Below are 26427 nucleotides of genomic sequence, written 5' to 3' on the forward strand. Positions count from 1 at the left end.
GAATAATATTGTACGTCGTTCAATTATTTTGGGAAGCCCCCGCGTCTGGGGCGACCTGGCTCAGGCGGAGGCGGGCATCTCGCCGTGCAGCAGATAGTCCATCAATTCACGCACCGAACGCATGGCGCTGCCGAACGGCAGCTTGGACGCGCCGCGGAAGAACAGGCCGCGGCTGACCTCGCCGCGCATGGCGGCCGCCAGCTTCAGGTCGATGCAGAATTGTCCGAAGCGCGCCAGGCCGTCGCGCAATCCGCATTGCGTCAGGCAGTCCATGCGCTGGCTGCAGCGGCGCGCATCGCAGCGGGTGTTGGCTTGCAGGGTCTTTTCCTGCCGCAGATAGCGCGTCAGCCAGGGCGTTTCCACGGCGCGGGCGGGCAGGCCGGCCACGCTGGTGAATTCGGCCAGCTTGTCCGGATCGGCGTCAATCAGCACCCGCTTGAAGTTCTCATGCGCGTCGCCTTCGCTGGTGACGGCAAAGGCCGTGCCGACCTGCACGCCGTCGGCGCCGTTGGCCAGCCAATGGCGCACCTGCTCGTGGCTGCCCACGCCGCCCGCCACGATCAGGCGGGGCGCATCCGAACCCAGCGCCAGTTCCTGGAACAGCTTGTGGCAATCGGCCAGCACATGCTGGAAGTCGAAGCGCTCGCTGTGCACGTCATCCAGCCGGGCCGCGCCCAGATGGCCGCCGGCGTAGCCAGGGTGTTCGATCACCACGGCATCGGCCATGCGGCCCTTTTTCATCCATTTCTTCAGCACCACCGCCACGCCGCGCGCCTCGGACAGAATGGGCACCAGCGCTACCTTCGGGTAGTCGGCCGTCATCTCGGGCAGGTCCAGCGGCAGGCCCGCGCCCATCACGATGGCGTGGGCGCCGCTTTCGCAGGCCTGGCGCACCAGGGCGGGATGGTCGCGCACCGCCTTCATGACGTTCACGGCCACCAGGCCGCGGCCTTGCGCGGTGTCCAGCGCGGCGCGTACCTCGCGGTCCAGCGCGACCTGGTTGGCGCTGTCGATGACGTCGCGATCATGGCAGCGTTCGGTTTTTTCCAGCAGGTCGGGATGGTGGTGGCGCAAATCCACACTGGCGATGGTGCCCATGGCGTTCTGGCTGGCGACCGCGCCGGCCAGGCGATGGGCGGATACGCCGACGCCCATGCCGCCCTGGACAATGGGCAGCAATTCGCGTCCGGCGAGGGTGAGTGATTTGAACCACGTCATGATGAGTCTTTCCTCTTTTCAAGTGGAAAGAGGCTAGAGCAAGGGAGTTCGCGTCGCCTTGCGCAGGATCAAGCGGCGAACAATGGAGGGCCCGGCTTAGGCGCAGGCCCACCGCTGGGCCGCCCCAAGGTGGGCCAGCCCCCTCGGGGGGCAGCTAGCCCCGCAGGGGCGCGGCGTGGGGGCCATTAGCCTAGCAGCTTGACGATTGCCGGCACCGACAGCACGGCGGTGTAATAGCCCATGAACTGCACGCCCGTATTGAAGCCGAACAGGCGCGACAGCAGGCCGCCGATCAAGCCCATGGTCAGGATCACCAGCAGGCCGAGGAACTGGCCTTCCCAGATGCTGATGACGATGATCAGGCCGACGAAGGTGGCGATGATGGCTTCATGGCTGACCTTGCGCGACACGAAGAGCGCGGCGCGGCGTGCGAAATTCATCGCGAACGGATAGGAGACGACCGCGGCCAGCAGCACCGCCAGCATGCCGTAACCCAGGAATTCCCAGTGGTTGAGCAGATTGTGCAGGTTGTGGGTCTGGCCCGAGGCGGCATCCACCGTGAAGCGCGGCGGCGCGTTGAAGAGCGGCGCGGCCGGGCCGGCGGCAACCGGGCTTAGCGGCAGGCCGAAGGCGATCAGCGGGATCAGCGCCTCGGCGATGTAGGTCGCCTCGGTCACGCCGTTGCGCGCGCTCAGCACCGTCGTCAGGCGGTGGTAGGCATGCTTGATGCGCGATCCGACCAGTTCCCCCAGCACCACGGTCATGGCCACGGGGCTGAACACGAAAGTGGCGCTGGAGATCGCGGCCGTGGCCAGGGTCCAGCGCGTCTGCGTGCGGTCCATGACCTTCAGCGGGTTGGGAAAATAGCCCGACCAGCCCTTGACGTCGGGCGCCAGCGAGAACGTGCGCACCTTGTCGCGCATCATGCGCGAGCGGCCCTGGGGCGAGATCACCGTGAACAGATCCGCGATCAACGGGCCGATGGCGATGCCCAGGAAGTAACTGATGCTCAGCTTGACGCCGTACTTGGCCGTGAGGCTTTGCAGCGCGATGATGACCACCACGAAGGGCACCAGCAGCGCCACGGCGGCCCAGCGTCCGGCCGAGAAATAGGCGATCAGCACCGCGGCGGCCAGGAAGATCCAGGGCGCGGACTTGGTGATGGCGGCGCCGAACGGAGCCAGCAGCACCGCGAACAGCACGGCCAGGGGCACGGCCACGAAGGCCGCGACGATGGCGCCGGACACCATCTTGCGCAGAGCGATGTGCGGCACGCCCAGCTTGCGCAGCATGTTCGCGTCCTGCAGCAGCGGCGTGGCCAGCGTATCGCCCGGGATGCCGAGCAGGGCCGTGGGCACTGCGTGCGTCATGTGTTTGGCGACCGCGCCGGCCAGGAAGAAAGTGAATACGCCAGCGGGCGGCACGCCCAGCAGTACCACCAGCAGGGTCAGCGGCGCCAGCGTGGTGGTTTCGTCGGTGCCGGACACCAGGCCGATGGCCGCGAACACCACCGCGCCCAAAAGCCCCATCGCGGCGGCCACCATGATTTGTTCAAGCAGGATGGGGTCGCTCATGCCAGCGCCTCCTTGCTTGGGCCGGCCTGCGCTGCCGCGGCGGGTTGCGGTTGCGCGGGTTGGGCGGCGGCTTCGGCGAACAGTTCGTACAGACCCAGTTCCTTCAGTTCGCGCTTGGTGGGTTCAGGCAGGTCCGCCAGGGAGCCCAGGCCGCCCGGTTGCTCGGCCAGTTCAGCCAGGACTTCGGCGCGCCAGGCAGGATCATGGGCGGCGCTGTGTTCGATGACTTCGCGCTTGGGCGGAAACAGCCGGGCGCAGATCACGCCCGCCAGCACGCAGCCGGCCAGGCCGGCCAGCATGGCGTAGGCGTGCGCAAGTTCGGGCGATGCCACGATGCCGCGCAGCCAGCGGCTGGCGGCGTAGAAGCCCGCCACGCTGATGACGATGCCGAGGCCGATGGCCCAGGCCAACTGGCGCAGGTCCACCGTGTCGCTCCAGACTTCCGCCAGGCGCCAGGAGGGCGCCGGGGTGCTTGGTTTCATGTCTCTCTCCTCTGTGGTCGGGCGGCATCCGGGGAGTCCGTGCGCCGCCTCTGTCGTTGTCCAGGGCCCGCGAGGGGCGCCTGTCGCTGCATGCAAAGCCGCCTGACCTTGCGGGACAAACTCATCGCGGGTTGCGCAGTTCCTCCAGCAAGGCCAGCGCGCGGTCGGTGCGGACGTCTTTTTCCGCCGCCATGCGCTTGGCGACCGCGTCGATCTCCGCGCCCGTCGCGCCAGCCACCAGCGCGATATTGCGGGCGTGCAAGGCCATATGGCCGCGCTGTATGCCTTCGGTGGCCAGTGCGCGCAGCGCACCCAGGTTCTGCGCCAGGCCCACAGCCACGGCGATTTCGCCCAATTCCTGGGCGGAGCGCAGGTCCATGATCTTCAGCGCCACCTGCGCCAGCGGATGCGTCCTGGTCGCGCCGCCCACCAGGCCCACCGGCATCGGCATTTCTATCGTGCCGACCAGCGCGCCCGAATTGTCTTTCTCCCATTGCGTCAGCGAGGTGTAGCGTCCCGAGCGGCTGGCATAGGCGTGGGCGCCGGCTTCGACCGCGCGCCAATCGTTGCCGGTGGCAACGATGACGGGGTCGATGCCGTTCATGATGCCCTTGTTGTGCGTGGCGGCGCGGTAGGGATCGACGGCGGCGAAGGTGTAGGCGTCCAGCACGCCCTCGATGATCTCAGCGCCGCTGCGCTCTTTGGTGTCCAGGACTTGCGGCGTGAGACGCACGCGGGCGCGGGCCAGGCGCAGGTCCGCCAGGTTGGACAGGATGCGCAGCCGCACCGAGCCGCCGGTGATTTGTTCGACCAGCGGCGCCACGGCCTCGGCCATGGTATTGACCGTATTGGCGCCCATGGCGTCGCGCACATCCACGATCAGATGCATCACGATCATGGGACCGCGCGGCGTGTCGGGGAATACATGGACCTCGATGTCCTGGCAGCCGCCGCCCAGCTCGATCAGCACCTTGTCGCGGCTGTTGGCCAGCGTGACGATGCGTTCGCGCTCGCGCAGCAACGCCAGGCGCGCCCCTTGCGGGTCGCCCAGTCCCAGCACCTGCACCTGCGCGCGCATCAGCGGGCGGGTACTGGAGGTTTCGAAGCCGCCGCATTCGCGCGCCAGCTTGGCCATGTAGGATGCGGCCGCCACCACCGAGGGCTCTTCGACCGCCATGGGCACCAGCACGTCGCGGCCATTGACCTGGAAATTGCCGGCTACGCCCAGCGGCAGCTCGAACGAACCGATGACGTTCTCGATCATGCCGTCGGCGCGGTCCAGACCAAGCGCGCCCGGTTGGGCAAGCAGCGCGCGCTCCGCGGGCGTGAGCGCGGCGGCGTCGGCGATGGCTGTCAGGCGTTGCGCGGGGGTCAGGGCGCGGAAGTTGGGCAGGCGTGAATCGGCCACGATGAGGTGTCTCCGTATAAGAATCAAGTGGCCTGATTCTAGGTAAACTGTACCGCTATTGAGAGGTACAGTTTTGGCAAACAGTACCATTGCACTGCACCAATTCTGATAGTCCAGCCAACAGGAATACGCGCGTGGAAGCAGCACACACCGGCGGCAGGCCCCAGCGCGCCGCGCCCATCGCCGAAAGCCTGGCCAAGTTGATCGGCCAGCAGATTGCCGATGGCCTCTACCGGCCGGGCGACAAGCTGCCGTCCCTGCGCGAACTGGCGCAGTTGCATCGCTATGCGAAGAACACGGTGGTGGTGGCGTTTGAAATGCTGGTGGCGCAAGGCTTGGTGGAACCGCGGCGGGGCTCGGGCTTTTTCGTGCTGGAGACGAAGTTCGCGCGCCAGGCTGCGGAAGAAGAGCCGGGGCAGTTGAGCCGCGCCATGGACATCGTGTGGCTGATGCGCGAACAGCTCAAGACCCAGCCCGACGCCGTGGCCGTGGGGGACGGCTTTCCGCCCGTGGAATGGCTGGCGGACATGCGCATGGACCGCTATCACCAGAAGGTGGTGCGCACCGGGTTGGGCGCCTTGTTCCGATACGGCAGCCGCTTCGGCTATGCGCCGCTACGCGAGAGCCTGGTGCGCAAACTGGGCGACGTGGGCATCAACGCGGCGCCGCCGCAATTGGTGCTGACACAGGGGGCGAACGAAGCCATGGATCTGGTGATCCGCTATTTCGTGCCGCCGGGCGCCGCCGTGCTGGTGGACAACCCCGGCTACTACCCTCTGTTCGGCAAACTGAAGCTGGCCGGCGCGCGCATGCTGGGCGTGCCGCGCCTGGCGGACGGTCCCGACGTGGCTGCACTGGAAGCGCTGTTGCAACGCGAAAAGCCGCGCCTGTTCTTCACCCAGTCGCTGGCGCACAACCCCACTGGCTCGGACATCTCGCTCGCCAAGGCCTACAGGGTCCTGCAACTATCCGAACGCTACAACCTGACGGTGGTAGAGAACGATCCGCTGGCCGATTTCAAGCCCACCTCGGCCGTGCGCCTGTCGGCGCTGGATCAGCTGGAACGCACGATCTACATAGGCAGTTTTTCAAAGTCCTTTTCGGCTGCGCTGCGGGTGGGCTTTATCGCATGCAACGCGGCCCTGGCCAGCGATCTGGCCGACCTGAAGGCGCTGGTGCATGTCAGCAGCTCAGAGTATTGCGAACGCATGGTGGACGTGATGCTGCGCGAAGGGCACTACGAACGGCATCTGGTCAGGCTGCGCCAGCGGCTGGAGGCGGCGACCGGCCATGCCTTGCAGGTGCTGGACGCGCTCGGCGCCGGGGTATACACCCGGCCGACCAGTTCGCTGTACCTGTGGTCGACCTTTCCGGGTGTAGAGGACTCCCTCAAGCTGGCGGCCGATTTGATACCCGAGAAGGTCACCATGGCGCCGGGACGCGTGTTCAGCGTGGATCCCACGGCGGTGTCGCCGTGGTCCCGCTGCAACGTGGGCGCGGTGGGATCGCCTCGTTTTCTGGCCACCATGCGGCAGCACCTGGCTCAGCGATAGGCGAACTCCTCGAACCATTGCATCAGCAGCGCCAGGGCCGGCGAGCTTAGCGCGCGTACCGGCGGCGCATCGGGCGAGCGGCGCGCGCCTTGCACGGCAAAGCGGCGCACGCCGCGACGCGCCAGCTCGCGGGCCAGGGTCAGCAGCCGGGTCTCGTCCAGCCAGTCCGGGTGCCAGGTGATGCGGCACTCGAAGTCGATGTCGGCCGCCAGCAGTTGCGTCAGGCAGGCCAGCGCGGGGCGCTGGGAATCGCGGCGGCCGGTGATGTCGTCATAGCCCTGGGCGTCGGCCTTGATGTCCAGGCCGATCCAGTCCAGATGGCGCAGCACGTCGGCCAGGCGTAGCGGATAGATGCCGGCGGTATGCATGCCGACGCGGTAGCCCATGCGCCTGACGTCGCGGATCATCTGCGGCAGGCGCGGTTCGCTCAAAGGCTCGCCGCCGGAGAAAACAATGGCGTCGAGCAGGCCCTTGCGCGTCTCCAGGAAGGCGCGGACCTCGCGCCAGTCGTAGCGGGCGGCGCGGGTCTGGAGCTCGACGTTATGGCAATAGTGGCAGCGCCAGGGGCAGCCCGAAATGAATACGACCGCCGCCAGTTGCCCGGGCCAGTCCACGGTGGAAAACGGCACCAGCCCGCCGACGGCATGCGAATGCCGGGGCAAGGGCTGGGCCACCGGTTGCGGCGCGGCCGGGTAGGCCGGGCGCGCCGTCAGCCGCCGCGTGCCCGGGCCGCAGCCCGTGGCTGACGCGGCGGCTCGCGTGGCGCCCTCAGGCGCGGCGTTCGACGAAGAAGCGGCGTTCATTGAATTCGCCCTGTTTGCCGGTGTTGAAGGAAGTGACGGGGCGGTGGTAGCCCATGACGCGGGTCCAGATCTCGCAGCGCACGCGCTGGCTGTCGTCCAATTGCGCGGCGGGAGCGGTGGTGACTTCGGGAGCGATCAAGGTTTGCATGGCGGTTCCTTATGGAGTGGATGCCGGGCGGTTGCCCGGCGGTCCGGTCCGGGGCCTGTCGTTTACAGGTCCTAGGCCGGGGTGCAGCATGCCGCTTGCTTGGCCAGCAGTTCGGCATCGCATTTCGGGCAGAACTCGTGGTGCCCCGCCAGATAGCCATGGTTGGGGCAGATGGAGAAGGTCGGCGTGACCGTGATGTAGGGCAGCCGGAAGTTCGACAGCGCGCGGCGCACCAGCTGCTTGCACGCGGCGGAAGAAGAAACCGCTTCGTTCATGTACAGATGCAGCACGGTGCCGCCGGTGTACTTGCCCTGCAGCGTTTCCTGCAGTTCCAGCGCATGGAAAGGATCGTCGGTGTGGCCGACCGGCAGCTGGCTGGAATTGGTGTAGTAGGGCTGCGTCTCGCTGCCCGCCTGCAGGATGGCGGGATAGCGCTTCCTGTCTTCGCGGGCGAAGCGGTAGGTGGTGCCTTCGGCGGGCGTGGCTTCCAGGTTGTACAGGTGGCCGGTTTCTTCCTGGAACTCGGTCATGCGGTCGCGCACGCGGTCCAGCAAGCGCACGGCCAGGGCATGGCCCGCGGCGGTGGTGATGTCCTCGGCGTCGGCCGTGAAGTTGCGGACCATCTCGTTGATGCCATTCACGCCCAGCGTGCTGAAGTGATTGCGCAAGGTGCCCAGGTAGCGGCGGGTATAGGGGTAGAGGCCTTGATCGATGTAGCGCTGCACCACCTTGCGCTTGGTTTCCAGCACGTCGCGGCCCAGTTCCAGCAGGTGGTCCAGCCGCTGCATCAGCCGTGCTTCGTCGCCGCGGCAGGTGTAGCCCAGGCGCGCGCAATTGACCGTCACCACGCCGACCGACCCCGTCTGCTCGGCCGATCCGAACAGGCCGTTGCCGCGCTTGAGCAGTTCGCGCAGGTCCAGCTGGAGGCGGCAGCACATCGAGCGCACCATGTGCGGCTCCAGGTCCGAGTTCAGGAAGTTCTGGAAATAGGGCAGGCCGTAGCGCGCTGTCATCTCGAACAGGCGCTCGGTGTTGGGGTGGTCCCAGTCGAAGTCGGGCGTGATGTTGTAGGTCGGGATGGGGAAAGTGAACACGCGGCCCTTGGCGTCGCCGGCCATCATGACTTCGATGTAGGCGCGGTTGATCATGTCCATCTCGGTCTGCAGGTCGCCGTAGGAGAAGGGCATTTCCTCGCCGCCGATATACGGGATCTGGTCCTTCAGGTCCGGCGGGCAGGTCCAGTCGAACGTGAGGTTGGTGAAGGGCGTCTGCGTGCCCCAGCGGCTGGGCACGTTCAGGTTGTAGATGAGTTCCTGCATGGACTGCTTCACGTCCGCGTACGTCATGGCGTCGCGGCGGATGAAGGGCGCCATGTAGGTGTCGAAGGAGCTGAAGGCCTGCGCGCCGGCCCATTCGTTTTGCAACGTACCCAGGAAGTTGACGATCTGGCCGATGGCCGCGGACATGTGGCGTGGCGGCGTGGCTTCGACCTTGCCGGGGATGCCGTTGAAGCCTTCGGTCAACAGTTGGCGCAGCGACCAGCCGGCGCAATAGCCGCTCAGCATGTCCAGGTCATGGATGTGGATGTCGCCTTCGCGATGGGCGCGGCCGGCCTCGGGCGCGAATACGTTGGACAGCCAGTAGTTGGCGGTGACCTTGCCGGCCACGTTCAGGATCAGGCCGCCCAGGCTGTAGCCCTGGTTGGCGTTGGCGTTCACGCGCCAGTCGCGCTGGTCCAGGTATTCCTCCATCGCGCTTTCCACGTCCACCAGCGTGTGGCGCAGCGCGCGCAGCCGGGCGTGCTGTTCGCGGTGCACGATGTAGGCGCGCGCAGTGCGCCAATGGCCGGCCTGCACCAGGGCTTCTTCCACGCGGTTCTGGATGGTCTCGACGCCCGGGCAGGGGTTGCCTTCCAGTGCGGCGATGACGGTGTCGGTCAAGGCCTGTGCGCCCGCCAGGTCCAGTTCTCCCGTGCTGTTGCCGGCCGCCGCCATGGCTTGGGCGATCTTGTCGCGGTCGAACTCCGCGACCCGGCCGTCGCGCTTGAGGATGTGCTGGATATGCATGACTGACACCATATGTAGTAGGGTGTGAAAACTCTACCACCACATATGGTGCGGGCGCCGCCCGGCACCGCCTGGATATCAGGCTTGCTTGATGCGCGTCAAACCTGCGCTTCAGAAGCCGATGCCGACCCCGGCCAGGGATATCGCCACGGCCAGCGCCGCGGTGCGGGCTGCCGGACGCGGCGCCCACGACAGCATGCCGACCCAGAGCAGCGCGCCGGCCGACAGCCAGCCCAGCCAGGCCACCACGCCTACGGTGTTGCCCCAGAGTCCCACGCAGGGCAGTAGTGCCAGCGCCAGCAGCAGCACGCCGGCGCCGCGCAGCACGCGGGTATGGCCGGCGGAGGGATCGCGTCCCCAGACCTGGTCGTAATGGCGCGGCATGGCCAGGCTCAGGCAGGCCATGCCTGAATAGGTCAGCAGCAGCGCCATGGAAATCGCGTACAGGTCGTTGGTGTTCATGCGGCCGCCTCTGCGTCACTGCGGGGATTGCGCCGGACGGGCGCGGATGCGGGCCGTCGCCACAACAGCAGGGCCGCCCAGCCCGATAGTACGCCGAATGCTGCGGACGTCAGTTCGACGCCCGCGCTCTCCCAATCGCCGCGTGCGATCTGCGCTGCCGGATGGTCGCCCAATGTGACGAACGATAGCGCCGGCAGCAGCAGGCACAGCGCCGACAGCAGGACCAGTTGCGAGATCCAGGCGCGGCGCGGGCTGCACAGCCAGGCATGCGCCAGGGTCAGCGCCCACACCAGGAAGAAGCAGCGCAACTCCCATAGCGCGCGGTTTTCCAGCGCCACGGGCAGCAGGCGGTTGGCCCAGAGGTAGCCGATGCAGGCGATCGCCAGCCCGGCCAGCGCGGCCACGTTCAAGCCTTCTATCAGCCGGTACATGCGCGCCGTCGCGCTGCCGAATTCGTCGCCGTGCTTGGCGCGGCGCTTGACCATGAACAGCAGCGCGCCCGTACCCATCATGGCCGCGCCCGCCAGGCCGCAGATGAAGTACAGCCAGCTGACGGCCAGTCCGCCGAACTTGGACATGTGCAGGTCGCTCATGACCTGGAACGCCAGGGCCGGCGCGCCGCCATGCACGCCGCCCGCGGGCCGCAGGCGCAGCAGTTCGCCGCTGGCGGAGAACTCCGCCATGCCCGTGGTGGCGCTGATATTGCGGAAGGTGTCGGCGTCTTCGTTCCAGCCGTAGACGCCGATGCGCATGGAGCTATCTTCGGGATTGTTGATGACGATGGCGCGCGCCGTCTGCCCGATCAGTTGTTCGCCGCGGGCCACGATGGGTTCGAGCGCCGGCATGGCCAGCGCCACACCCGTGCGCGAGGGACGCTCCTCGCCGGACAGTTCGGCCAGATAAAGGCGGCTGGCCTGGGGACCCGGGCCGTAGGTGGCCGTGACGGGGGCGGGCATCAGTATCGCGCTCGAAATCACGATGCCCGTGTAGGCGATCATGAATTGGAAAGGCAGGGTCAGCACCGCCACGGCGTTGTGCGCATCCAGCCAGGACCGTTGGCCCTTCCTGGCGCGGAAGGTGAAGAAGTCCTTGAAGATGCGCTTGTGCGTGACCACGCCGGAAATCAGCGCGACCAGCATCGCCATGCTGGCGAAGGCAACGATCCACAGCCCCAGGCCGGCGTCGTGCAGCGTGTAGTGGAAGTCCACGAAATGCGTGCCGCCCATCGTCGCGCGGCCTTCGGCGTCGTGGTGGTCCGCCAGTTCGGCGCCCGTGTCGGGATCGAGTTCGGCATCCGCGTACTGGCCGTTCTGGTCGAACCAATAGGCCGTCAGGCCGTTGTCGTGAAAGCGGTCCACCGGCCAGATTTCCCACATGCCGGCGCCCGCATGGTTGCGCGCCATATAGTCCACCGCCAGTTCCAGCCGGCGCGCGCGGTCCACCGGAACGCTTTCCTTTTGCGCAGCCTGCGCTTCCGCCTCCTGGTGCTCGGGCGTCATCCAGTGCGTGATGGGTTCGGAGAAGACGGCCAGCGATCCCGTCAGGAAGATGGCGAACAGCAGCCAGGAAAACCACAGGCCGACCCAGGTATGGAGCCAGGCCATGGATAGGCGGAAACCGGATTTCAGGACGAGCCTCTTTCTTGTTGGCGCCGCCGCGAGCCGGGCGGTCTGATTTTATTGAGAATGGTTCCAATTCTAGTCTAAATGGGGACGAGGTTGTCCCTGCCGTCGGCCTTGTATTTTTTGCCGCGCAAGCGGCATCCGCTCCGAGCTGCCGCAGGCAATTGCCATCGCGCGGGCCGGGCACGGCGATTGCTGGGTAGGCGCTCCATCCGCATATCCGCCGCGGGCATGCGCGGATGCCCGCAAGACATGAAAGAGGAGCGCCACATGAAACGCAAAGCTGCAAACGCCTCGCAGATCGAGGAATTGCTGTACCAGGCCCTGGAAACCGAAATAGGCGGCCTGGCCGTGTATGAAACCGCCGTGTCCTGCGCGGTGAACGAGGACCTGAAAAAGGAATGGCTCGGCTACCTGGAAGAAACCCGCACGCATCGCCGGGTGCTATTGACCGTATTCGAGCAACTGCGGCTGGATCCGCAGGCGCAGCCGCCGGGCCGCCAGGTCGTGCGCCATATCGGCGAGGCATTGGTCAAGGCCATGAAGATGGCGATCAGCGCGGGCGATCCGGACGCGGCCCAACTGGTCGCCACCGAATGCGTGGTGCTGGCCGAGACCAAGGACCACGCGAACTGGTCCCTGATCGGCGTGATTGCCGAGCAGCACAGCGGCGACGAGGCCAAGGTATTGAAGCAGGCGTATGACGCCGTGGCCACCGACGAGGACCACCACCTTTATCACACGCAGGGCTGGTCGCGCGAACTGTGGATCCAGTCGCTGGGCTTGCCGGCGGTGCTGCCGCCGCCCGAAGAGGTCAAGCAGGTGGAGACCGCCATCGGCGCATCGCGGGCCGAACAGGCGCGCGGCAAGATGTTGAGCCACTAGGAGATTGCGATGCCAGCCAAGAAAGCAGCAGGCAAGGGCGGCGCAGGCGCGGCCGTGGACACGGCCTACCTGAATACGGACAGCGGCCCCGCGTCCGGACCCGCTGGCAAGCCCAGCCATCCGGCGCTCAAGCGCGCCGCGGCCGTGGGTGATACGGCCGCCGCGATTCCCCACAATGCCGGCAAGGTGGCGGAGTACGGTGAAGCAGGGGCGCGGTGCCCCTATGCCGGCGCGCACGTCGCGGCAGCGGATCCTTCCGCGACGGCCAGTTCGCTGTCCGAAGCCGAGACCTCGGCCAAGACCGGGGGCGCGGCCGCGGCCGGCATCAACGCGGCCGACGGCAGGCTGGAACGCGTGCGCGCGGATTCAAGCGGACAGATGCTGACCACCAACCAGGGCGTGCGCGTCAGCGACAACCAGCACTCGCTGAAGGCGGGTTTGCGCGGGCCGGCGCTGCTCAAGGACTTCATCCTGCGCGAGAAGATCACGCATTTCGACCACGAGCGGATTCCCGAGCGCATCGTGCATGCGCGCGGTTCGGCGGCCCACGGCTACTTCGAATGCTACAAGCCGCTGACCGACCTGACCGCGGCCTCTTTGTTCGCCGAAGCCGGCAAGCGCACGCCGGTGTTCGTGCGTTTTTCGACGGTGGCAGGCGAGCGCGGCTCCAAGGACACGGCGCGGGACGTGCGCGGTTTCGCCGTGAAGTTCTATACCGACGAGGGCAACTGGGATCTGGTCGGCAACAACATGCCGGTCTTCTTCATCCAGGACGCGATGAAGTTCCCGGACCTGGTGCACGCCGTCAAGCCCGAGCCGCATCATGGCATGCCCCAGGCCGCGTCCGCGCACGACACCTTCTGGGACTTCGTGTCGCTGATGCCGGAATCCACCCACATGCTGATGTGGCTGATGTCGGACCGTGCCATCCCGCGCAGCTACCGGATGATGCAGGGCTTTGGCGTGCACACCTTCCGCTTCGTCAACGCCGCGGGCGAGTCGCGGTTGGTGAAATTCCATTGGAATCCGCTACTTGGCACGCATTCGCAGGTCTGGAATGAAGCCGTGAAGGTATCCGGCGCGGATCCTGACTTCCACCGCCGCGATCTTTGGGAGGCGATCGACGCCGGCAATGGCCCGCAGTGGGAGCTGGGCGTGCAGGTATTCACCGAGGAGCAGGCCGAAGGCTTCAGCTTCGACGTGCTGGACGCCACCAAGATCGTGCCGGAGGAACTGGTGCCCGTGGTGCCGGTGGGGCGGATGGTGCTGGACCGCAATCCCGACAACTTCTTCGCCGAGACCGAGCAGGTCGCTTTTTGCGCTGCCCACATCGTGCCGGGCCTGGACTTCACCAATGACCCGCTATTGGCCGGGCGCATCCATTCCTACGTGGACACGCAGATTTCGCGGCTGGGCGGCCCCAACTTCCATGAAATCCCGATCAATGCGCCGCTTGCGCCCGTGCACAACAACCAGCGCGACGGCATGCATCGCCAGGCCATCCATCGCGGCCGCGTGGCCTACGAGCCCAACTCGCTTGCCGGCGGCTGTCCGTTCCAGGCCGGCATGGATGGCTTCGTGTCGTTTCCGGAGCCGGAGACGGGCGACGAACTGCGAGGGCATCCTGAAAAATTCGCCGAGCATTACAACCAGGCGACGCTGTTCTACGACAGTCAGGCAGACTGGGAAAAACGCCACATCGCCGACGCCTATGCCTTTGAATTGAGCAAGGTCACGGTGCCGGCGGTGCGCCAGCGCATGGTCGCGTCGCTGCGCAACGTGTCCGAAGAACTGGCGCAGGGCGTGGCCGACCAGTTGGGCATGGCCTTGCCCGCGCCCTTGCCGCGGGCGATCGAGCGTCCGCCCAAGCCGGAAGTCGAGGTGTCGCCGGCATTGTCATTGGCCGCGCGCCCTGGGGATGGCGGCATCGCCACGCGCAAGGTCGCAATCCTGGTGGCGGAGGGCGCGGATGGCAAGAGCGTGTCCGCCGTAGCCCAGGGGCTGATCGCGGCGGGCGCCATCGTGCGGCTCGTCGGGCAGCGCATCGGGCCCGTCCCGGCTGCCGGGGGCGGCACGCTGGATGCCGATGCTTCCCTGGACAACCATCCTTCGGCGCTGTTCGATGGCGTGGTTGCGGCGGGCGGCGAGGCTGCGGTGGCCCGCCTGGAATCGGACGGACGCGCGCTGGAGTTCCTGCGCGACGCCTATCGCCACGGGAAGACTTTGATGGGCATGGGCGAGGGCGTGCAGCTGCTTGCCGCGGCGGGCCTGTCCGCCGATACGGCGGATGGCGGACTGCTAAGGATGGACGCGGCGGCCGCCGCCAAGAGCGTGACCGCCTTCATCGAAGCCCTGGGCCGGCATCGCCATCCGGAAAGGGAGACCACGCCGCCCAGGGTTTGATGTCGCCGCTGCGGCCAGGTGCATGTGTATCTTGACAAGGCATCGGCGCCTGCCAATACTGATCCGGCAAGTCGGGGCGAGCGCGTCGGGCGCTTGCCGTCCTTTTCCTTTCGAGATCAGGGGGCTGTATGCGTCGCGCGTCCGTTTTGCCTATGAGTATCCGCGGCTGGCTTTGGGCCAGCCTTTTTTTGTGGGTCGCCTGTATCTTCCTGGCGCCGCAGGCCAGGGCGGAGTCCGCGGCCGAGCTCAGCCGTGAAGCGCAGAGTGCGCTGGATCGCCTGTACCAGCAGGAACCCAAGACGCGTGTACTGGGCAACAAGGCGGTGGGCGTGCTGGTGTTTCCCCGCATTCTGAAGGGCGGCCTGCTGGTCGGCGCGGAAACCGGCGACGGCGCGCTCATCCGTCGCGGCAAGGTCCAGGCCTACTACAACATATCGGCCGTATCGTTCGGTCTTCAGGCCGGCGCGCAGGAGTTCAGCTATGCGCTGTTCTTCATGAACGAGCCGGCGATGCGGTACCTGGACCAGAGCGACGGCTGGTCGCTTGGCGCCGGCCCCAGCCTGGTCGTGGTGGATGACAGCTATGCCGCCAGCATTACCACCACCACCCTGAGCCAGGATGTCTATGCCGTGCCATTCGGCGGACAGGGGCTGATGGCGGGCATGGGCCTGGAAGGGTCCAAGATCACCCGCACCCAACCGGACTGAGGCCAGGCGTCAACCTGCCGCGGTTAGTCCAGCGTGATGCCCGCGCGGGCCGCTACTTCGGAAAAGGTGCGCAGTTCCTTCGTGATCTGCGCCTTGAATGCCGGCCCGGGCAGATAGACCGGATCCAGCGCCAGGTCCGCCACCGATTTGCGGACCTGCGGATCCTCCATGATTTCCGCCACGGCGCGGCTCAGGGTATCCACCACAGGGGCCGGCGTGCGCGCCGGCGCCACCAGCGCGTACCAGCCCACGAAAGAAACGTCCGCCATGCCGGCTTCCGCGAAGGTCGGCACGTCGGGCAGTTGCGGCATGCGGCGTTCGCCCGTCACGGCCAGCGCGCGGATCTTGCCGGCGCGGACCTGCGGCGCGGCGGAAGACACGGTGTCCACGCCCAGGTCGACCTCGCCGCCTATCATGGCCGTGACCAGCTGCGCGCTGCCCTTGTAGGGCACCGGCAACATCTTGGCGCCCGCGGCCTCGGCGTACATCTCGCCCGCCAGGTGCGGCGCGGATCCGGGACCGAAGGTGCCGTACATCAGGCCGCCCTTGGCGCTTTGCTGCCGGGCCAGCGCCGCCGCTTCCTGCGCAGTGCTGGCCGCAAGGCCGTTCTTGGCCAGCAGCACCACGGGCGCCATGGCGACGATGGCGATGTGTTCATAGCTCTTTTGCGGGTCGTAGGGCAGCCCGGGCTTGAGCGCCGGCAGCACGGTATAGGTGGTGCTGCCCGACAGCATCAGGGTGTAGCCGTCAGGCTGCGCGCGCGCCGCCGCTTCCGCGCCGATCACGGTGGATGCGCCGGGGCGGTTCTCCACGATGACCGGCTGGCCGAACTTGCCGGACAGCTTGTTGGCCAGCAGACGCGCCACGGCGTCGGTCGCTCCGCCCGGCGTGAAGGGTACGACGATCTTGATTGCCTGTTCAGGATAGGCGGCTTGGACGCCGCCCGCATGCGCGGCGGCGGCAAGGCTTGCGGCGGCCAGGGCGGCGCGGAGTTTGACGTTCATGTCGGAGATTCCGGTCAGTTGGCGTTGGAAGACGGGCGCGCAGCCGCCTGGCGCAGGGCGCTGCCCTGATCGCCCAGGTCCCAGTACAGGCCAGCCATGATGGCCAGCCCCTCGCGGGCGACGCTGCCCAGCAGGTGTTCGTTGGGCGCGTGCTGGGCGCAAGCGGGATAGGAATGCGGCACCCACAATGTGGGCAGTCCCAATTGGTCGGCGAAGATGTCGTTGGGCAGCGAGCCGCCCAGGTTGGGCAGCAGCGCCGGCCGCTTGCCGGTGCTGCGTTCCAGCGAGGCCGCGGCCCAGCGCACCCAGGGATTGTCGGGCGACAGGCGGGTGGCGCCGGCCTGCATGCCGATGCGCACCTGCACGTCCTCGAAGCCCGCCGCGCTCAGGTGTTCCCGCACGTGCGTTTCCAGCGCGCGCCAGTCCGTGCCGACCACGAAACGCAGCTGGCACCAGGCCACGGCCTCGGGCGGTATGGCGTTGACCGGCTTGGCCGGATCGCCGGCGCCAAAGGTCAGGACGTCCAGGCTGTTCCAGCCGAACACTTTTTCGGGCGCGCTCAGCCCGGGTTCACCCCACCACGCGTTGATGTCGGGGTCGTCCTCGCCGCCGCCGACTTCCAGGTCGGCCAGCGCCCCGGCCACCGCCTCCGGGATGGGGGGCGGGCGCAGGCCGGGCACCGTGATTCGGCCGCGCGCATCGACCAGCGTGGCGATGGCGTGCGCCAGCACGATGGCGGGGTTGGCCAGCAGGCCGCCCCAGTTGCCCGAGTGGTAGCCGCGTTCGCGCGCGCGCAGTTTCAGTTCGAAGTTCACCGCGCCGCGCGAGCCCATGAACAGGGTGGGACGCTGCGCGCTCAGCCGCGGGCCGTCGCTGGCAATGAAGACATCCGCCGCCAGCGCCTCGCGCTGTGCCTCGCAGAAGGCGGCCAGTCCGGGGGAGCCCGCTTCCTCGCCGGTCTCGATCAGCCAGGTCGTGTTGAAACCGAGCCTGCCGCCGCGCGCGGCGATGACCTGGCGCAAGGCTTCCAGATTGATGCTGTGCTGGCCCTTGTTGTCGGCGGTGCCGCGTCCGTACCAGCGGTCGCCTTCGACCTGCAGGCGCCAGGGATCGCGGCCGGCTTCCCACTTGGCGGCGTTGCCGCGCACCACGTCGCCGTGGCCGTACATCAGCACCGTGGGCAGACCGGCCTGCTCGATGCGGCGCGCCACCAGGATGGGCAGGTCGGCGCCCGAGGGGTTGGGGTGCACCTCACAGGCGAAACCCAGTTGCTGGAGCAGCGGAACCAGTTCTTCGTTCAGGTAGGCATGCTGGGCCGGCGCCTGGTCGGGCACTTCGCTTTCCGTCGCGTAGGCGACGCGGCGGGTCAGCGCGGCATGCAGGTCGCCGTTGTCGTAGGCTTGAACGGCTTGGAGCAGGGCTTGTTCGCGTGTCACTTCGGTGCCTGGGATGGGATGCAGAGGGAGGCACAAAGTTATTACGCTTCACTACATGCCACAATTAGATAATTAGCATTCTTTCATTGCCATAAAGGCATGGATAAGAGGGACCGCCATGATTTCGCTGGGCTTGAGGTATTTTCTGGAGGTCGCGCGCTGCGGTTCCATCGCGGGCGCCGCGGCGGCACAGCACGTGGCGGCTTCTGCCGTAAGCCGGCAGATCGCCAAGCTGGAGGACGGGCTGGGCATCGCGCTGTTCGAGCGGCAGGCGCGCGGCATGGAACTGAGCGAAGCCGGCCGCCAATTGGCGGCCTACGCCAATGCCGCCGCCCTGGAAGCCGAGCGCGTCACCACCGAGATCCGCCAGCGCGGCCACCTGGGCGACGTGACCATACGCCTGGCCTGCACCGAGGGTTTCGCCCACCGCTTCCTGCCCATGTGCATGGCCGAGTTCAAGCGGGTCAGGCCCGAGGCCCGTTTCCATTTGCACGTGGAGCGCCCCGAGGAGGTCAGCCGCCAGATCCTGGAGGGCCTGTCGCAGCTGGCGCTGCGCTACACCACCGCGCAGGACGACCGGCTCAAGACCGAACTGCTGGTGCGCGCGCCGGTCTATGCGGTCATGTGCCGCAACCATCCGCTGGCCAGCCGCCGCAGCCTTGGCGTGCGCGACCTGACCAAGGTGCCGCTGTCGCTGGGCGACCATGGCACTACGGTGCGGCAGCTGTTTGACGCGGCCTGCGCCAACGCCGGGCTGCACATCGAGCCGGCCTACGTGTCCAATCATTCCGCGGCCTTCCTGCCCATGCTGCCGGGCAGCGACATCGTGGCGCTGTCGGGCTACCTGACGGTGCTGGGACAACGCGACGGCGAAGGCCTGGTCGCGGTGCCGTTCAGCAATCCCGAAATGCGGCAGCGGAGCATCCAGGTCCTGACCTTGCAGGGGCGGACCTTGCCGGCGCTGGCGCGCGAGTTCCTGGAGTTCATGGCGCAGCGGCTGACGGCCACGCCCAAGGCGCCGGAAGGGTAGCGGGGCCGCGCGGGCGGCCCCGGGACTGCGCTTCAGTCCAGCGAGATATTGGCCTCTTTGACCACGGCCGCGAAGCGCGCCGAATCCGCGTCGCGGGCCTGGGCCAGCGCGGCGGCATCCTGCGGCCAGGCGTCGAAGCCATAGGTCTCGAAGCGCTTGCGCACCGCGGGCGTGACCACGGCCTGGGCAATGGCGGCGTTGATGCGCTTGACCACGGCATCCGGCGTGCCTTTGGGCGCGAAGGCCGCGACCCAGGTCTTCAACTCGAAGTCCTTGGGGCCGCCGGCCTCGCTGACCGTGGGCACGTCGGCGTAGGAACCGAGGCGGGACGGCGCCGCCAGCGCCAGCAGCTTGACCCGCTTGGCCTGGTACAGGTTCTGCACGGTGGCGGCCGTGCCGAAAGCCCAGTCGACCTCGCCATTGGCCACCGCCGTGTAGAGCTGGGCCAGGTCCTTGAAAGGCACGTGCGTCATGCTGGTCTGCGTGGCGGTCTGGAACATGGAGGTGCCCACATGCGCCACGCTGCCCATGCCCCAGGTGCCGTAGGTCAGCTTGCCGGGCTGGGCCTTGGCCGCGGCGATCAGGTCGGTGACGTTGTTCCAGGGGGACGAGGCCGACACCACCATGAAGAAATGCGTGGTGTAGATCGGCGCCACAGGGACGAAATCCTTGACCGGATCGAAGGGCAGATTGCGGTAGAGCTGCGGCTGCAGCGTCATGTGGGTGTTGTCCACCACGGCCAGCGAGTAGCCGTCGGGCGTGGCGCGCTTGACCTCGCCGATCGCCAGCCAGCCGTTGGCGCCGGGCTTGTTCTCCACGATAAGCGGCTGCTTCCAGGCCGCCGTGAGCTGTTCGCCCAGCATGCGGGCGACGGCGTCGGGGCCGCTGCCCACCGAATACGGCAGCACGATGCGCACCGGCCGTTCGGGGTACTTGTCGGATTGGGCCTGTGCCGAGGCGCAGGCCAGGGCGCCGGTCAGCGCCATGCACCAGAGAGTATTTTTCATGTCTCCTCCACTTTCCATGGATGGTTTTTGCGGCGCTTCCCCGCGCCGCTTATCGTCGGGGCCGCATGCGCGGATGCGCCGTGGCCGGGTACTTACAGCAAAAGGGTGCGTGGCTTAGGACACCGCTGCCACCTCCGGGTGCAGCGCCTCGTAGGCGGCGGCGAAGCCGGGGTCGCGCTGGCGCAGGTCGTCGTGGCTGACCTGGCCCGTGCGGCGCATGTAGTCGTAGGCGAAGGACACGGGGTCCAGGTGCATCTTGTCGGCCACGTTCTCGTACCAGTCCAGGCTGCGCGCGGCGGCAGTCTGGAAATTGGCCGATGCCGGACGGCGCTGCGCCTCGAAGTGCGCGAAGGCGGCCTGCGTGTCTTCCGGATGCTGGGTGAGGCCCTGGTGCAGCGCGATCGCGTCCTGCATCGCCATGCGGGTGCCGGAGCCGAGCGAGAAATGCACGGTGCGCAGCGCATCGCCCAGCAGGACGATGTTGCGATGCGACCAGCGTTCGTTGCGCACGATGTTGGCCTCGAACCAGAGGGAACGGTTGCCCAGCAGTTCGTTGGCGCCCAGGTCGGCGCGGAACACCTCGGCGCAATATTGGCGGCTTGCGTCCTCGCTGGCCGTGTCCAGGCCGGCGCGCTGCCAGGTGTCCGGGTCCACTTCCACCAGGAAGGTGCTGAGGTCCTTGCTGTACTGGTAGCTGTGCGCGATGAAGATACCGTGGTCCGTTTCGCGGAAGATCAGCGATACCGGATGAAAGCGCTGGCGTGTGCCGTACCAGGCGAACTTGTTGCGGCGGCGTTCGAAGCTGGGCCGGAAGTGTTCGGCGTACTGCTTGCGCACGGCGCTGTTGCTGCCGTCCGCGGCCACGACCATGTCCACTTCCGCGGCCAGCCGCTCCACGTCGTCGATCTGCTGTTCGTGCAGGATCTGGACGCCGGCCTCCAGGCAGGCTTTTTCCAGGACTTCCAGCATGTCGATGCGGGCCGTGCGCGAGAAATGGTTGCCCTGGACCTGGACGCGGGCGCCTTGGTGGATGATCTCCATGTAGTCGCAGCGTTCGTGGTGCGCGACGAAGGCCTTGAAGAATTCGGGGTCCGCTTCGCGCAGGAAGGCCAGGCCGATGTCCGAGAACACCACGCCCCAGCCGTAGGTGGCGCCGCGCGGGTTCCGTTCGTAAACGGTGATTTCATGTTGCGGCGCATGCTTCTTGGCAAGCAGCGAAAAGTACAGGCCGGCGGGGCCCGCTCCGATGACAGCGATCTTCATTTGGCTTCACTCCTGTTTGCTTCGGCCTGCGCGCAGGCTTGCCGATATGACTGCAGCGCGCCGCGCAGCGCGGCGGGTACTTCGATGGCGCGCCGTTCGCCGCGCGCCACGCAGATCGGGGTCAGCCTGGCGTCGAACGCGGGCTGGCCCCGCACGCTGCCGGCGACGTGCAGGGTGTAGGTGCGGGTGCGGATTTCCTCGACCCTGACGCACATGTCGAATTCCTCGTCCGGCCACAGCGAGGCCTGGAAGTCGAACGACAGCGCGCGCGTCGGCGTGCCGAAGCCGTGCTCATCCTTGATGCGCTGCGGCGTGCCATTGAACAGGTGGCCGTAGAACAGTTCGGCGGCCGATAGCACGTATTCGCCGAACGTGACGGTGTAGACCACGCCCGCGGGATCGCAGTCGCCCCATTTGACGCGGCGGCGCACGATGAAAGGCGTTTCGCTCAGGACGTATTCAGTGCTGGTCATTGCCGTTCTCCCGGGCCTTGGCGGCTTCCTGGTTGAGCATTTCCGCGACGCTATGGCGCAGGGCCGCCTTGTCGAGCTTGCCGACCTTGGTGACGGGGAAGGCTTCGATCTGCTCGATGCGTTCCGGACACTTGTATTTGGCGAGCCCCTGGCCGGTGAGGAAGTCCGCCAGCTCCGTCAGGCCGGGCGCCGTGTGGCCGGGCCGGACGATGATGAAGATGCAGCCTTTTTCGCCATAGAAGGGGTCGGGCATGGCCACCAGGCGCGCTTCGGAAATGGCCGGATGCGCGCCCACCAGCGCCTCGACTTCCTCGCAGCCGATCTTCTCGCCGCCGCGGTTGATGTTGTCGCGCAGGCGGCCTTCGAAGGCGTAGCAGGTTGCGCCATCGACCACGCGCGCCGTCATCATGTCGCCGGTACGGTAATAGCCGTCCGAGGTGTACGCGGAGGCGTTGGCCGCGGGAGCGTCGAAGAACCCGGGCAGCGTGGCGGGGCCGCGGAAGCAGAGTTCGCCCATCTGGCCTTCGGCCACGGGTTCCTCGGTGCCGGGCGCGAGCAGGCGGATGTCGTCCTCGGGACAGCCCGAGCGGCCTTGCGTATGGTGCCGTTCGTACTCGGACGCGTCGGCGGGCGAGCCCAGCAGCAATCCTTCCGTGATGCCGAACAGGTTGGAGCAGGGCACGTTCAGGTGCGCTTCAAGCCGGTCCGCGGCGCTCATGGTGATGAACAGGCGCAGGGACGACAGGTCGTAGTTCGCCAGGTCGGCGAAGGCCATGATCTGCGGCGCTATCGGCCCGATGGACATGGCGCGGGTGACGCGGTGGCGCTCGATCAGTTCCAGCATGCGTGGCACGTCGACCCGCGGCATCAGCACCGCGGAAACGCCCATGGCGATGACGGGAATCAGCACATAGACCTGGGCCGCGTTGTGCAGCAAGGGCAGGGCCCAGATGATGCGGTCGTCGTCCTGCATCTTGTAGCGCCGGGCGCAGGCCAGTGAATGGCCCAGGTACTCGGCATGGAAGCGCGGGATGATCTTGGGCATGCCGGTCGTGCCGCCCGACAGCTGGAAGCTCAGCACGTCTTCGCAGCCGGGGCCTTGCTCGGCGAGGATGAGGCGGGCCTCGGCCAGCGGCATCGCATCCAGCAGCGCGTGCAGGGACACGCCATGCGGCGAGTCGCCGCGCGCCACGACCAGGTGCTCCAGCGTGTCGCTGGCGGCCAGCATGCCGGCGGCGAAGGCGGGCAGATCGAACTTGCCGAAGTCGGCCTGCACGAAATAGCCGCGGGCGCGGGTCTGGCGCGACAACTGGCCGATCTCCAGTTCGCGGTGCTGCGGCAGGGAACAGACGGGGACGATCCCCGCCTTGTAGCAGGCAAGCAGGGCCAGCGCCGTTTCCAGCGTGGTGCCCATCTGGAAGATGGCGCGGTCCGCGGGCGCGAGGCCCAGCTTCAGCAGCGCGGCGGCCAGCCGGTCGGTCTGTTCGTCCAGCTCGCGAAAGCTCAGGCTGCCTTCGTCGATGATCAGCGCGGTGCGCTCGGGGCAGCGCTGGGCGGTGGCGTGCAGCGCCGCGCCGACGGTCGAAGGTTCCCAGGCGCCGCTGGCGAAGTACTGGCGCGCCCGCTCGGGGTGGTGGTAGATCACGCCCTCTATGGGGTGGCGTATATCTCGCATGATGGTCTCCTCCAGGCCCGTGTCTCAGTGCCGCGCGGCCGAGATCCGCACGCGGTCCCGGTCCAGTACGTCGATCGTGCCGCTGACGCCGCCGGTGAACAAGCCATACCAGACGGCGGGCTTGAGTCCCAGGGCCTTGCGCTGGAATTCCACCGGGCCGTCGGAGACGATGCAGTCGAAATGCTCGCCCGGCACCACGGTGCAGTTTTCGCGACCCGAGGCGTCCTCGACCAGGGATGAAAACTCTTCGACGCGCGGCACGAAGATCCGCACGGACGGTTCGACGCCGCCATCCGCCAGCTCCAGCCGCTCTTCCAGCAGCGCCGCCTTGCGCGCCCAGACGTCGTCGATGTGCTGGATGCGCCCGCCGGTTGATTCCGCATCGGCTTCGGCCTGCATGGCCGCCTGCAGCGTCAGGGCGGCGTCGATCGAGTCGACTTCGCCCAGCGGCCGCAGCTTGCGCGTGAATTCGATGAAATAGCCGTTCGGATCGCGCACGTAGATGGATTCGATCACTTCATGGCGGGTTTCGACCGAGACTTCCAGCCCGGCATCCTGCAACTTCTGCTTCCAGGCCTTGAGCTCGTCCTCGCTTTCCACCAGCCAGGCGGTATGCGTGGCGTCGAACACGTGGTCTTCCGGCAGCGGCCGCATGCGGCTGCGTCCGCGCAGCGCCTCGGGTTCGTCGGAACCCAGGTAGTAGAAGAAGGCGATGGTGCTGCCCTGGCCGCTGTCGAAGAAGAAATGCAGGAAGTCCGGGTGCGTGGCGGGACCCCAGCCGCGCGCCGAGATCACATGCACCAGCGGCAGGCCGAGGATGTCGCGATAGAAGGCGACGGTTTCGCGCAGGCGCCAGGTGGGCCGCGCCGTATGGTCCACGCCGTGCAGGCGCAGGGGGGCGGGGGTCTTGGGAGTTGCAGTCATGACTTGCTCCGTCGGCATTCGGATTACAGGAAACGTTGGCGCAGCCAGGCGGCCAGTTCGCGGCCGGCCGCGTAGCGCCCGGGCTCTTCGCCTTCAACCAGCGCGCGGCCGTGGTGATCGCCGCGGATGCGCAGGTGGGTCTTGTCCGGCGCGGGGATGGCGTCGTGGATGGCGCGCACGTCGGAAGGGAAACAGGCCTGGTCGCCCGTGTATTCGACGATCAGGGTGGGCTGACTGATGCCGCCGGCGGTGCGCGCCATGCTGGCGTTGGAAGACAGGCCGGACCAGGTTGACAGCCAGCTCTCGGGCGTGCAGAAGCGGGCGAAGCCGACGGCGCCGTAGTTCGACGCGTACGGATCCTTGCCCCAGAGCGAGCCCGGGTGGCGGTCCGAAGGATCCAGGCTGAGGTCCAGGCAACGCAGGTCGGCGTCGGTGCGCCAGACCACCAGCACCGGCGTGTGCGCGGCCTGGCGCCGGCGTTCGGCCGAGGCGTCGGCGCCGCTCTTGACGTCGGCGCGGGCCGCGAGGCGGTCGGCGATCATCTGCCGCGCCTGCGCGTCCAGGCGCGCCACGCGGTCGCGCTGCGCCTGGCGGTAGCGGGCGACGAACTCCGGCGCATAGCGCGCCTGGCCCTTGGGCCGATAACCGTTCTCGGGCGCCAGCGGATCCAGGTCCGGCGTTACCGACAGCGCGTCGTTCTCGTCGGCGACGGACGGATCGATGCAGTTCAGCAGCAGCGAGCCCTGGCCCGGGTGCGGGCCCACCAGCACCAGGCCGTGTACTTCGGGCATGTCCAGTTCATCCAGCCCGCTGGACTTGCCGCCCGGCGTGCGGGCGACGCGCTCGCCGGCGGGCAGGCCGGCCTGCTGCGCATAGAACGCATACAGGCCGGCGCCGCCGGAATTGCCCAGCAGCACGATTTTCTTGAAGCCCTGTTCGCGCAGGAAGCGCAGGCCGGCGGCCACGTCCTGCAGCGCCTGTTCGTGTTCCAGCCTGAGATCGTTGCCGACCGAGCGCGCCCCTTGCGACCACGCCGCAAGACCGGCGCCGACGATGTCGGGGATCAGGTAGTGGCAGGCCATGAACTCGCGTGGATGCATCACGCAGACCACGGTGTCGGGACGGGGGCCGGCCGGCTGGTACAGCGATCCGGAAGTGGCGGCGCCGTCGGCGGTGCGCAGCACGACGTTGCGGGTCGAGGCGCCGGCGGGCAGGTCGCGCGGATTCCAATCGGTGTTGAGAAAGCCTGCGGTGATCTGGCTGGAGGGGGCGGCGGTAGTCACATTCGTCTCCTGTGGCGATGGTCCTGGGACCTCGGTTTGACGTATTAGACGAATATTTGACTTTGGTGTCAATTAAATTTAAAAAACTGACAGTAGCGTCAAAAATTGGGGACTCAGTCGCGGGAAAACGCCGGCCGGCGCGGCTTGGAGACGTAAACGCGCATGCCATAATTTCGGGACGGGGCCGTCCCGGACGGTCCATTCGAGGAACATCGCAACGTGAACGACGCAAGCACCAAGGGAGCGCTGAAGGGCGAAGCGCTGCGCACCGCCATACTCGACGCCGCTGCCACGCTATTCATCAAGCGCGGCAGCGGCGGCACCAGCATCCAGGACATTGCCGAATCCCTGGGACTGAGCCGCACCGCCGTCTACTACTACTTCAAGAGCAAGGACGAGATCCTGCGTTCGCTGACCGAGGACGTGCTGAGCGCGGCCAAGAAAATGGCCGGCGAGACCGCCACCCGCGAGGACCTGGATCCGGTCGAGGCGCTGCGCGCGCTGGTCACGCGGCATGCCGACCTGATCCTGTCGCGCACCGCCGAGTTCCGCGTGGCCGACCGTACCGAGGCCGACATGACGCCCAAGCAGCGCGCCGCCGTGCAGGCGTCGCGCCGCAACGTGCTGGAGAACTTCAGCCGCGTCATCGAAAACGGCATCCGCGACGGCCAGTTCCGCATGGTCGATCCGCACGTCGCCGCCTTCAGTCTCATCGGCATGTGCAACTGGTCGGCGTGGTGGTACAAGCCCGACGGCCGCCTGAGCCGTGCCGAAGTCGCGGCCATCATGGCCGACATGGCGGTGCAATCGCTGTTGCGCGACGCTGCCCGTCGGCCGCGCTCGCCGGACGTGAGCGAGTCCTTGCGGTTGGTGCGCGAGGATCTGGATTATCTGGAGAAGCTGGTGTTGCCCGGCGGGCAGCAGCCTTGATTGTCGTGGACCGCGGCGACTCAAGAACCACGTTTCACAGAGTCGAAGCGACAGGGTTTCGAGCTTGCGGA

The 26427-nt window shown here is 67.3% G+C and carries 23 protein-coding genes; 6 read left to right on the plus strand and 17 right to left on the minus strand.

Going from position 1 to position 26427, the window contains the following annotated elements:
• Positions 1-60: 60 nt before the first annotated feature.
• From IB268_RS10820 to IB268_RS10835, 4 genes are all read right to left on the minus strand, one after another.
• Positions 61-1218, minus strand: a complete 1158-nt coding sequence (locus IB268_RS10820) for a nitronate monooxygenase family protein (RefSeq protein ID WP_054456816.1) — start codon at positions 1216-1218, stop codon at positions 61-63.
• Positions 1219-1403: 185 nt separating this feature from the next.
• Positions 1404-2792 carry a tripartite tricarboxylate transporter permease gene (locus tag IB268_RS10825; protein ID WP_119451124.1) on the minus strand — a complete coding sequence of 463 codons (1389 nt, stop codon included), beginning with the start codon at positions 2790-2792 and terminating at the stop codon, positions 1404-1406.
• A complete protein-coding gene (locus IB268_RS10830; protein WP_054456818.1) occupies positions 2789-3274 on the minus strand; it encodes a hypothetical protein in 486 nt (161 codons plus the stop codon). Before IB268_RS10830 ends, IB268_RS10825 begins: the two co-directional genes overlap by 4 nt.
• 121 nt (positions 3275-3395) lie before the next feature.
• Positions 3396-4685 (minus strand): hydroxymethylglutaryl-CoA reductase, degradative, encoded by a 1290-nt coding sequence (locus tag IB268_RS10835; RefSeq protein WP_192354459.1) that lies wholly within the window; start codon positions 4683-4685, stop codon positions 3396-3398.
• Between the two features lie 131 nt (positions 4686-4816).
• Between IB268_RS10835 and IB268_RS10840 the strand changes: the two genes are divergently transcribed.
• Positions 4817-6235 (plus strand): PLP-dependent aminotransferase family protein, encoded by a 1419-nt coding sequence (locus IB268_RS10840; RefSeq protein ID WP_192327545.1) that lies wholly within the window; start codon positions 4817-4819, stop codon positions 6233-6235.
• On the opposite strand, the gene IB268_RS10845 is transcribed toward IB268_RS10840, so the two are convergent.
• The 5 genes from IB268_RS10845 to IB268_RS10865 all read right to left on the minus strand — a co-directional run bounded on the left by IB268_RS10845 (position 6226) and on the right by IB268_RS10865 (position 11318).
• Positions 6226-7038 carry an anaerobic ribonucleoside-triphosphate reductase activating protein gene (locus tag IB268_RS10845; RefSeq protein WP_175180837.1) on the minus strand — a complete coding sequence of 271 codons (813 nt, stop codon included), beginning with the start codon at positions 7036-7038 and terminating at the stop codon, positions 6226-6228. The two genes, IB268_RS10840 and IB268_RS10845, sit on opposite strands and share 10 nt — an antisense overlap.
• On the minus strand, positions 7004-7186 hold the full coding sequence (nrdD, locus tag IB268_RS10850) for an anaerobic ribonucleoside-triphosphate reductase (RefSeq protein ID WP_054456820.1): 183 nt from the start codon (positions 7184-7186) through the stop codon (positions 7004-7006). Before nrdD ends, IB268_RS10845 begins: the two co-directional genes overlap by 35 nt.
• Positions 7187-7257: 71 nt before the next feature.
• On the minus strand, positions 7258-9252 hold the full coding sequence (locus tag IB268_RS10855; protein ID WP_054456883.1) for a ribonucleoside triphosphate reductase: 1995 nt from the start codon (positions 9250-9252) through the stop codon (positions 7258-7260).
• A gap of 111 nt (positions 9253-9363) precedes the next feature.
• Positions 9364-9714 carry a DUF3325 domain-containing protein gene (locus tag IB268_RS10860; RefSeq protein ID WP_042793406.1) on the minus strand — a complete coding sequence of 117 codons (351 nt, stop codon included), beginning with the start codon at positions 9712-9714 and terminating at the stop codon, positions 9364-9366.
• Positions 9711-11318: a PepSY domain-containing protein gene (locus IB268_RS10865; RefSeq protein ID WP_192354217.1), complete on the minus strand. Its 1608-nt coding sequence runs from the start codon at positions 11316-11318 to the stop codon at positions 9711-9713. Before IB268_RS10865 ends, IB268_RS10860 begins: the two co-directional genes overlap by 4 nt.
• 288 nt (positions 11319-11606) lie before the next feature.
• Between IB268_RS10865 and IB268_RS10870 the strand changes: the two genes are divergently transcribed.
• From IB268_RS10870 to IB268_RS10880, 3 genes are all read left to right on the plus strand, one after another.
• Entirely contained in the window at positions 11607-12221 is a 615-nt protein-coding gene (locus IB268_RS10870; protein ID WP_054456822.1) for a hypothetical protein, read from the plus strand.
• A 9-nt stretch (positions 12222-12230) separates the two neighbouring features.
• The gene (locus tag IB268_RS10875) at positions 12231-14624 is read left to right on the plus strand and encodes a catalase (RefSeq protein WP_192354218.1); all 2394 of its coding nucleotides are present in this window, start codon (positions 12231-12233) and stop codon (positions 14622-14624) included.
• A gap of 152 nt (positions 14625-14776) precedes the next feature.
• Positions 14777-15331 carry a lipid-binding SYLF domain-containing protein gene (locus tag IB268_RS10880; RefSeq protein ID WP_225588717.1) on the plus strand — a complete coding sequence of 185 codons (555 nt, stop codon included), beginning with the start codon at positions 14777-14779 and terminating at the stop codon, positions 15329-15331.
• Positions 15332-15354: 23 nt separating this feature from the next.
• On the opposite strand, the gene IB268_RS10885 is transcribed toward IB268_RS10880, so the two are convergent.
• Both IB268_RS10885 and IB268_RS10890 read right to left on the minus strand, forming a co-directional pair.
• Positions 15355-16335: a tripartite tricarboxylate transporter substrate binding protein gene (locus tag IB268_RS10885; RefSeq protein ID WP_175213273.1), complete on the minus strand. Its 981-nt coding sequence runs from the start codon at positions 16333-16335 to the stop codon at positions 15355-15357.
• A gap of 14 nt (positions 16336-16349) precedes the next feature.
• A complete protein-coding gene (locus IB268_RS10890) occupies positions 16350-17771 on the minus strand; it encodes a M20 family metallopeptidase (RefSeq protein WP_192354219.1) in 1422 nt (473 codons plus the stop codon).
• Positions 17772-17889: 118 nt separating this feature from the next.
• Here IB268_RS10890 and IB268_RS10895 point away from each other — a divergent pair, with 118 nt between their 5' ends.
• A complete protein-coding gene (locus tag IB268_RS10895; RefSeq protein WP_054456827.1) occupies positions 17890-18801 on the plus strand; it encodes a LysR family transcriptional regulator in 912 nt (303 codons plus the stop codon).
• A 32-nt stretch (positions 18802-18833) separates the two neighbouring features.
• On the opposite strand, the gene IB268_RS10900 is transcribed toward IB268_RS10895, so the two are convergent.
• The 6 genes from IB268_RS10900 to IB268_RS10925 form a co-directional block, all read right to left on the minus strand.
• Positions 18834-19808 (minus strand): tripartite tricarboxylate transporter substrate binding protein, encoded by a 975-nt coding sequence (locus tag IB268_RS10900; protein WP_119451131.1) that lies wholly within the window; start codon positions 19806-19808, stop codon positions 18834-18836.
• A 114-nt stretch (positions 19809-19922) separates the two neighbouring features.
• A complete protein-coding gene (locus IB268_RS10905; protein WP_192354220.1) occupies positions 19923-21071 on the minus strand; it encodes an FAD-dependent monooxygenase in 1149 nt (382 codons plus the stop codon).
• Positions 21068-21544 (minus strand): thioesterase family protein, encoded by a 477-nt coding sequence (locus IB268_RS10910; protein ID WP_054456830.1) that lies wholly within the window; start codon positions 21542-21544, stop codon positions 21068-21070. Before IB268_RS10910 ends, IB268_RS10905 begins: the two co-directional genes overlap by 4 nt.
• Entirely contained in the window at positions 21531-23219 is a 1689-nt protein-coding gene (locus IB268_RS10915; protein ID WP_054456831.1) for an AMP-binding protein, read from the minus strand. Before IB268_RS10915 ends, IB268_RS10910 begins: the two co-directional genes overlap by 14 nt.
• A 24-nt stretch (positions 23220-23243) precedes the next feature.
• The gene (locus tag IB268_RS10920; RefSeq protein WP_192354221.1) at positions 23244-24143 is read right to left on the minus strand and encodes a VOC family protein; all 900 of its coding nucleotides are present in this window, start codon (positions 24141-24143) and stop codon (positions 23244-23246) included.
• A gap of 23 nt (positions 24144-24166) precedes the next feature.
• Positions 24167-25426, minus strand: coding sequence for an alpha/beta hydrolase (locus IB268_RS10925; protein WP_192327563.1), 1260 nt, complete (start codon positions 25424-25426; stop codon positions 24167-24169).
• A 219-nt stretch (positions 25427-25645) separates the two neighbouring features.
• Between IB268_RS10925 and IB268_RS10930 the strand changes: the two genes are divergently transcribed.
• On the plus strand, positions 25646-26356 hold the full coding sequence (locus tag IB268_RS10930; RefSeq protein ID WP_175180844.1) for a TetR/AcrR family transcriptional regulator: 711 nt from the start codon (positions 25646-25648) through the stop codon (positions 26354-26356).
• The last annotated feature ends 71 nt before the right edge of the window (positions 26357-26427 follow it).

The organism is Achromobacter sp. ACM01 (assembly GCF_014851745.1).
Taxonomy (GTDB): Bacteria; Pseudomonadota; Gammaproteobacteria; order Burkholderiales; family Burkholderiaceae_B; genus Achromobacter; species Achromobacter aegrifaciens.

Bases quoted from the DNA above. Each gene is read 5' to 3' on its own strand.
- IB268_RS10895 (WP_054456827.1), top strand. From the start codon at position 17,890: ATGATTTCGCTGGGCTTGAGGTATTTTCTGGAGGTCGCGCGCTGCGGT.
- IB268_RS10885 (WP_175213273.1), bottom strand. From the start codon at position 16,335: ATGAACGTCAAACTCCGCGCCGCCCTGGCCGCCGCAAGCCTTGCCGCC.
- IB268_RS10920 (WP_192354221.1), bottom strand. From the start codon at position 24,143: ATGACTGCAACTCCCAAGACCCCCGCCCCCCTGCGCCTGCACGGCGTG.
- IB268_RS10820 (WP_054456816.1), bottom strand. From the start codon at position 1,218: ATGACGTGGTTCAAATCACTCACCCTCGCCGGACGCGAATTGCTGCCC.
- IB268_RS10900 (WP_119451131.1), bottom strand. From the start codon at position 19,808: ATGAAAAATACTCTCTGGTGCATGGCGCTGACCGGCGCCCTGGCCTGC.
- IB268_RS10865 (WP_192354217.1), bottom strand. From the start codon at position 11,318: ATGGCCTGGCTCCATACCTGGGTCGGCCTGTGGTTTTCCTGGCTGCTG.
- IB268_RS10870 (WP_054456822.1), top strand. From the start codon at position 11,607: ATGAAACGCAAAGCTGCAAACGCCTCGCAGATCGAGGAATTGCTGTAC.
- IB268_RS10910 (WP_054456830.1), bottom strand. From the start codon at position 21,544: ATGACCAGCACTGAATACGTCCTGAGCGAAACGCCTTTCATCGTGCGC.
- IB268_RS10825 (WP_119451124.1), bottom strand. From the start codon at position 2,792: ATGAGCGACCCCATCCTGCTTGAACAAATCATGGTGGCCGCCGCGATG.
- IB268_RS10830 (WP_054456818.1), bottom strand. From the start codon at position 3,274: ATGAAACCAAGCACCCCGGCGCCCTCCTGGCGCCTGGCGGAAGTCTGG.
- IB268_RS10880 (WP_225588717.1), top strand. From the start codon at position 14,777: ATGAGTATCCGCGGCTGGCTTTGGGCCAGCCTTTTTTTGTGGGTCGCC.
- IB268_RS10860 (WP_042793406.1), bottom strand. From the start codon at position 9,714: ATGAACACCAACGACCTGTACGCGATTTCCATGGCGCTGCTGCTGACC.
- IB268_RS10915 (WP_054456831.1), bottom strand. From the start codon at position 23,219: ATGCGAGATATACGCCACCCCATAGAGGGCGTGATCTACCACCACCCC.
- IB268_RS10845 (WP_175180837.1), bottom strand. From the start codon at position 7,038: ATGAACGCCGCTTCTTCGTCGAACGCCGCGCCTGAGGGCGCCACGCGA.
- IB268_RS10855 (WP_054456883.1), bottom strand. From the start codon at position 9,252: ATGCATATCCAGCACATCCTCAAGCGCGACGGCCGGGTCGCGGAGTTC.
- IB268_RS10905 (WP_192354220.1), bottom strand. From the start codon at position 21,071: ATGAAGATCGCTGTCATCGGAGCGGGCCCCGCCGGCCTGTACTTTTCG.
- nrdD (WP_054456820.1), bottom strand. From the start codon at position 7,186: ATGCAAACCTTGATCGCTCCCGAAGTCACCACCGCTCCCGCCGCGCAA.
- IB268_RS10875 (WP_192354218.1), top strand. From the start codon at position 12,231: ATGCCAGCCAAGAAAGCAGCAGGCAAGGGCGGCGCAGGCGCGGCCGTG.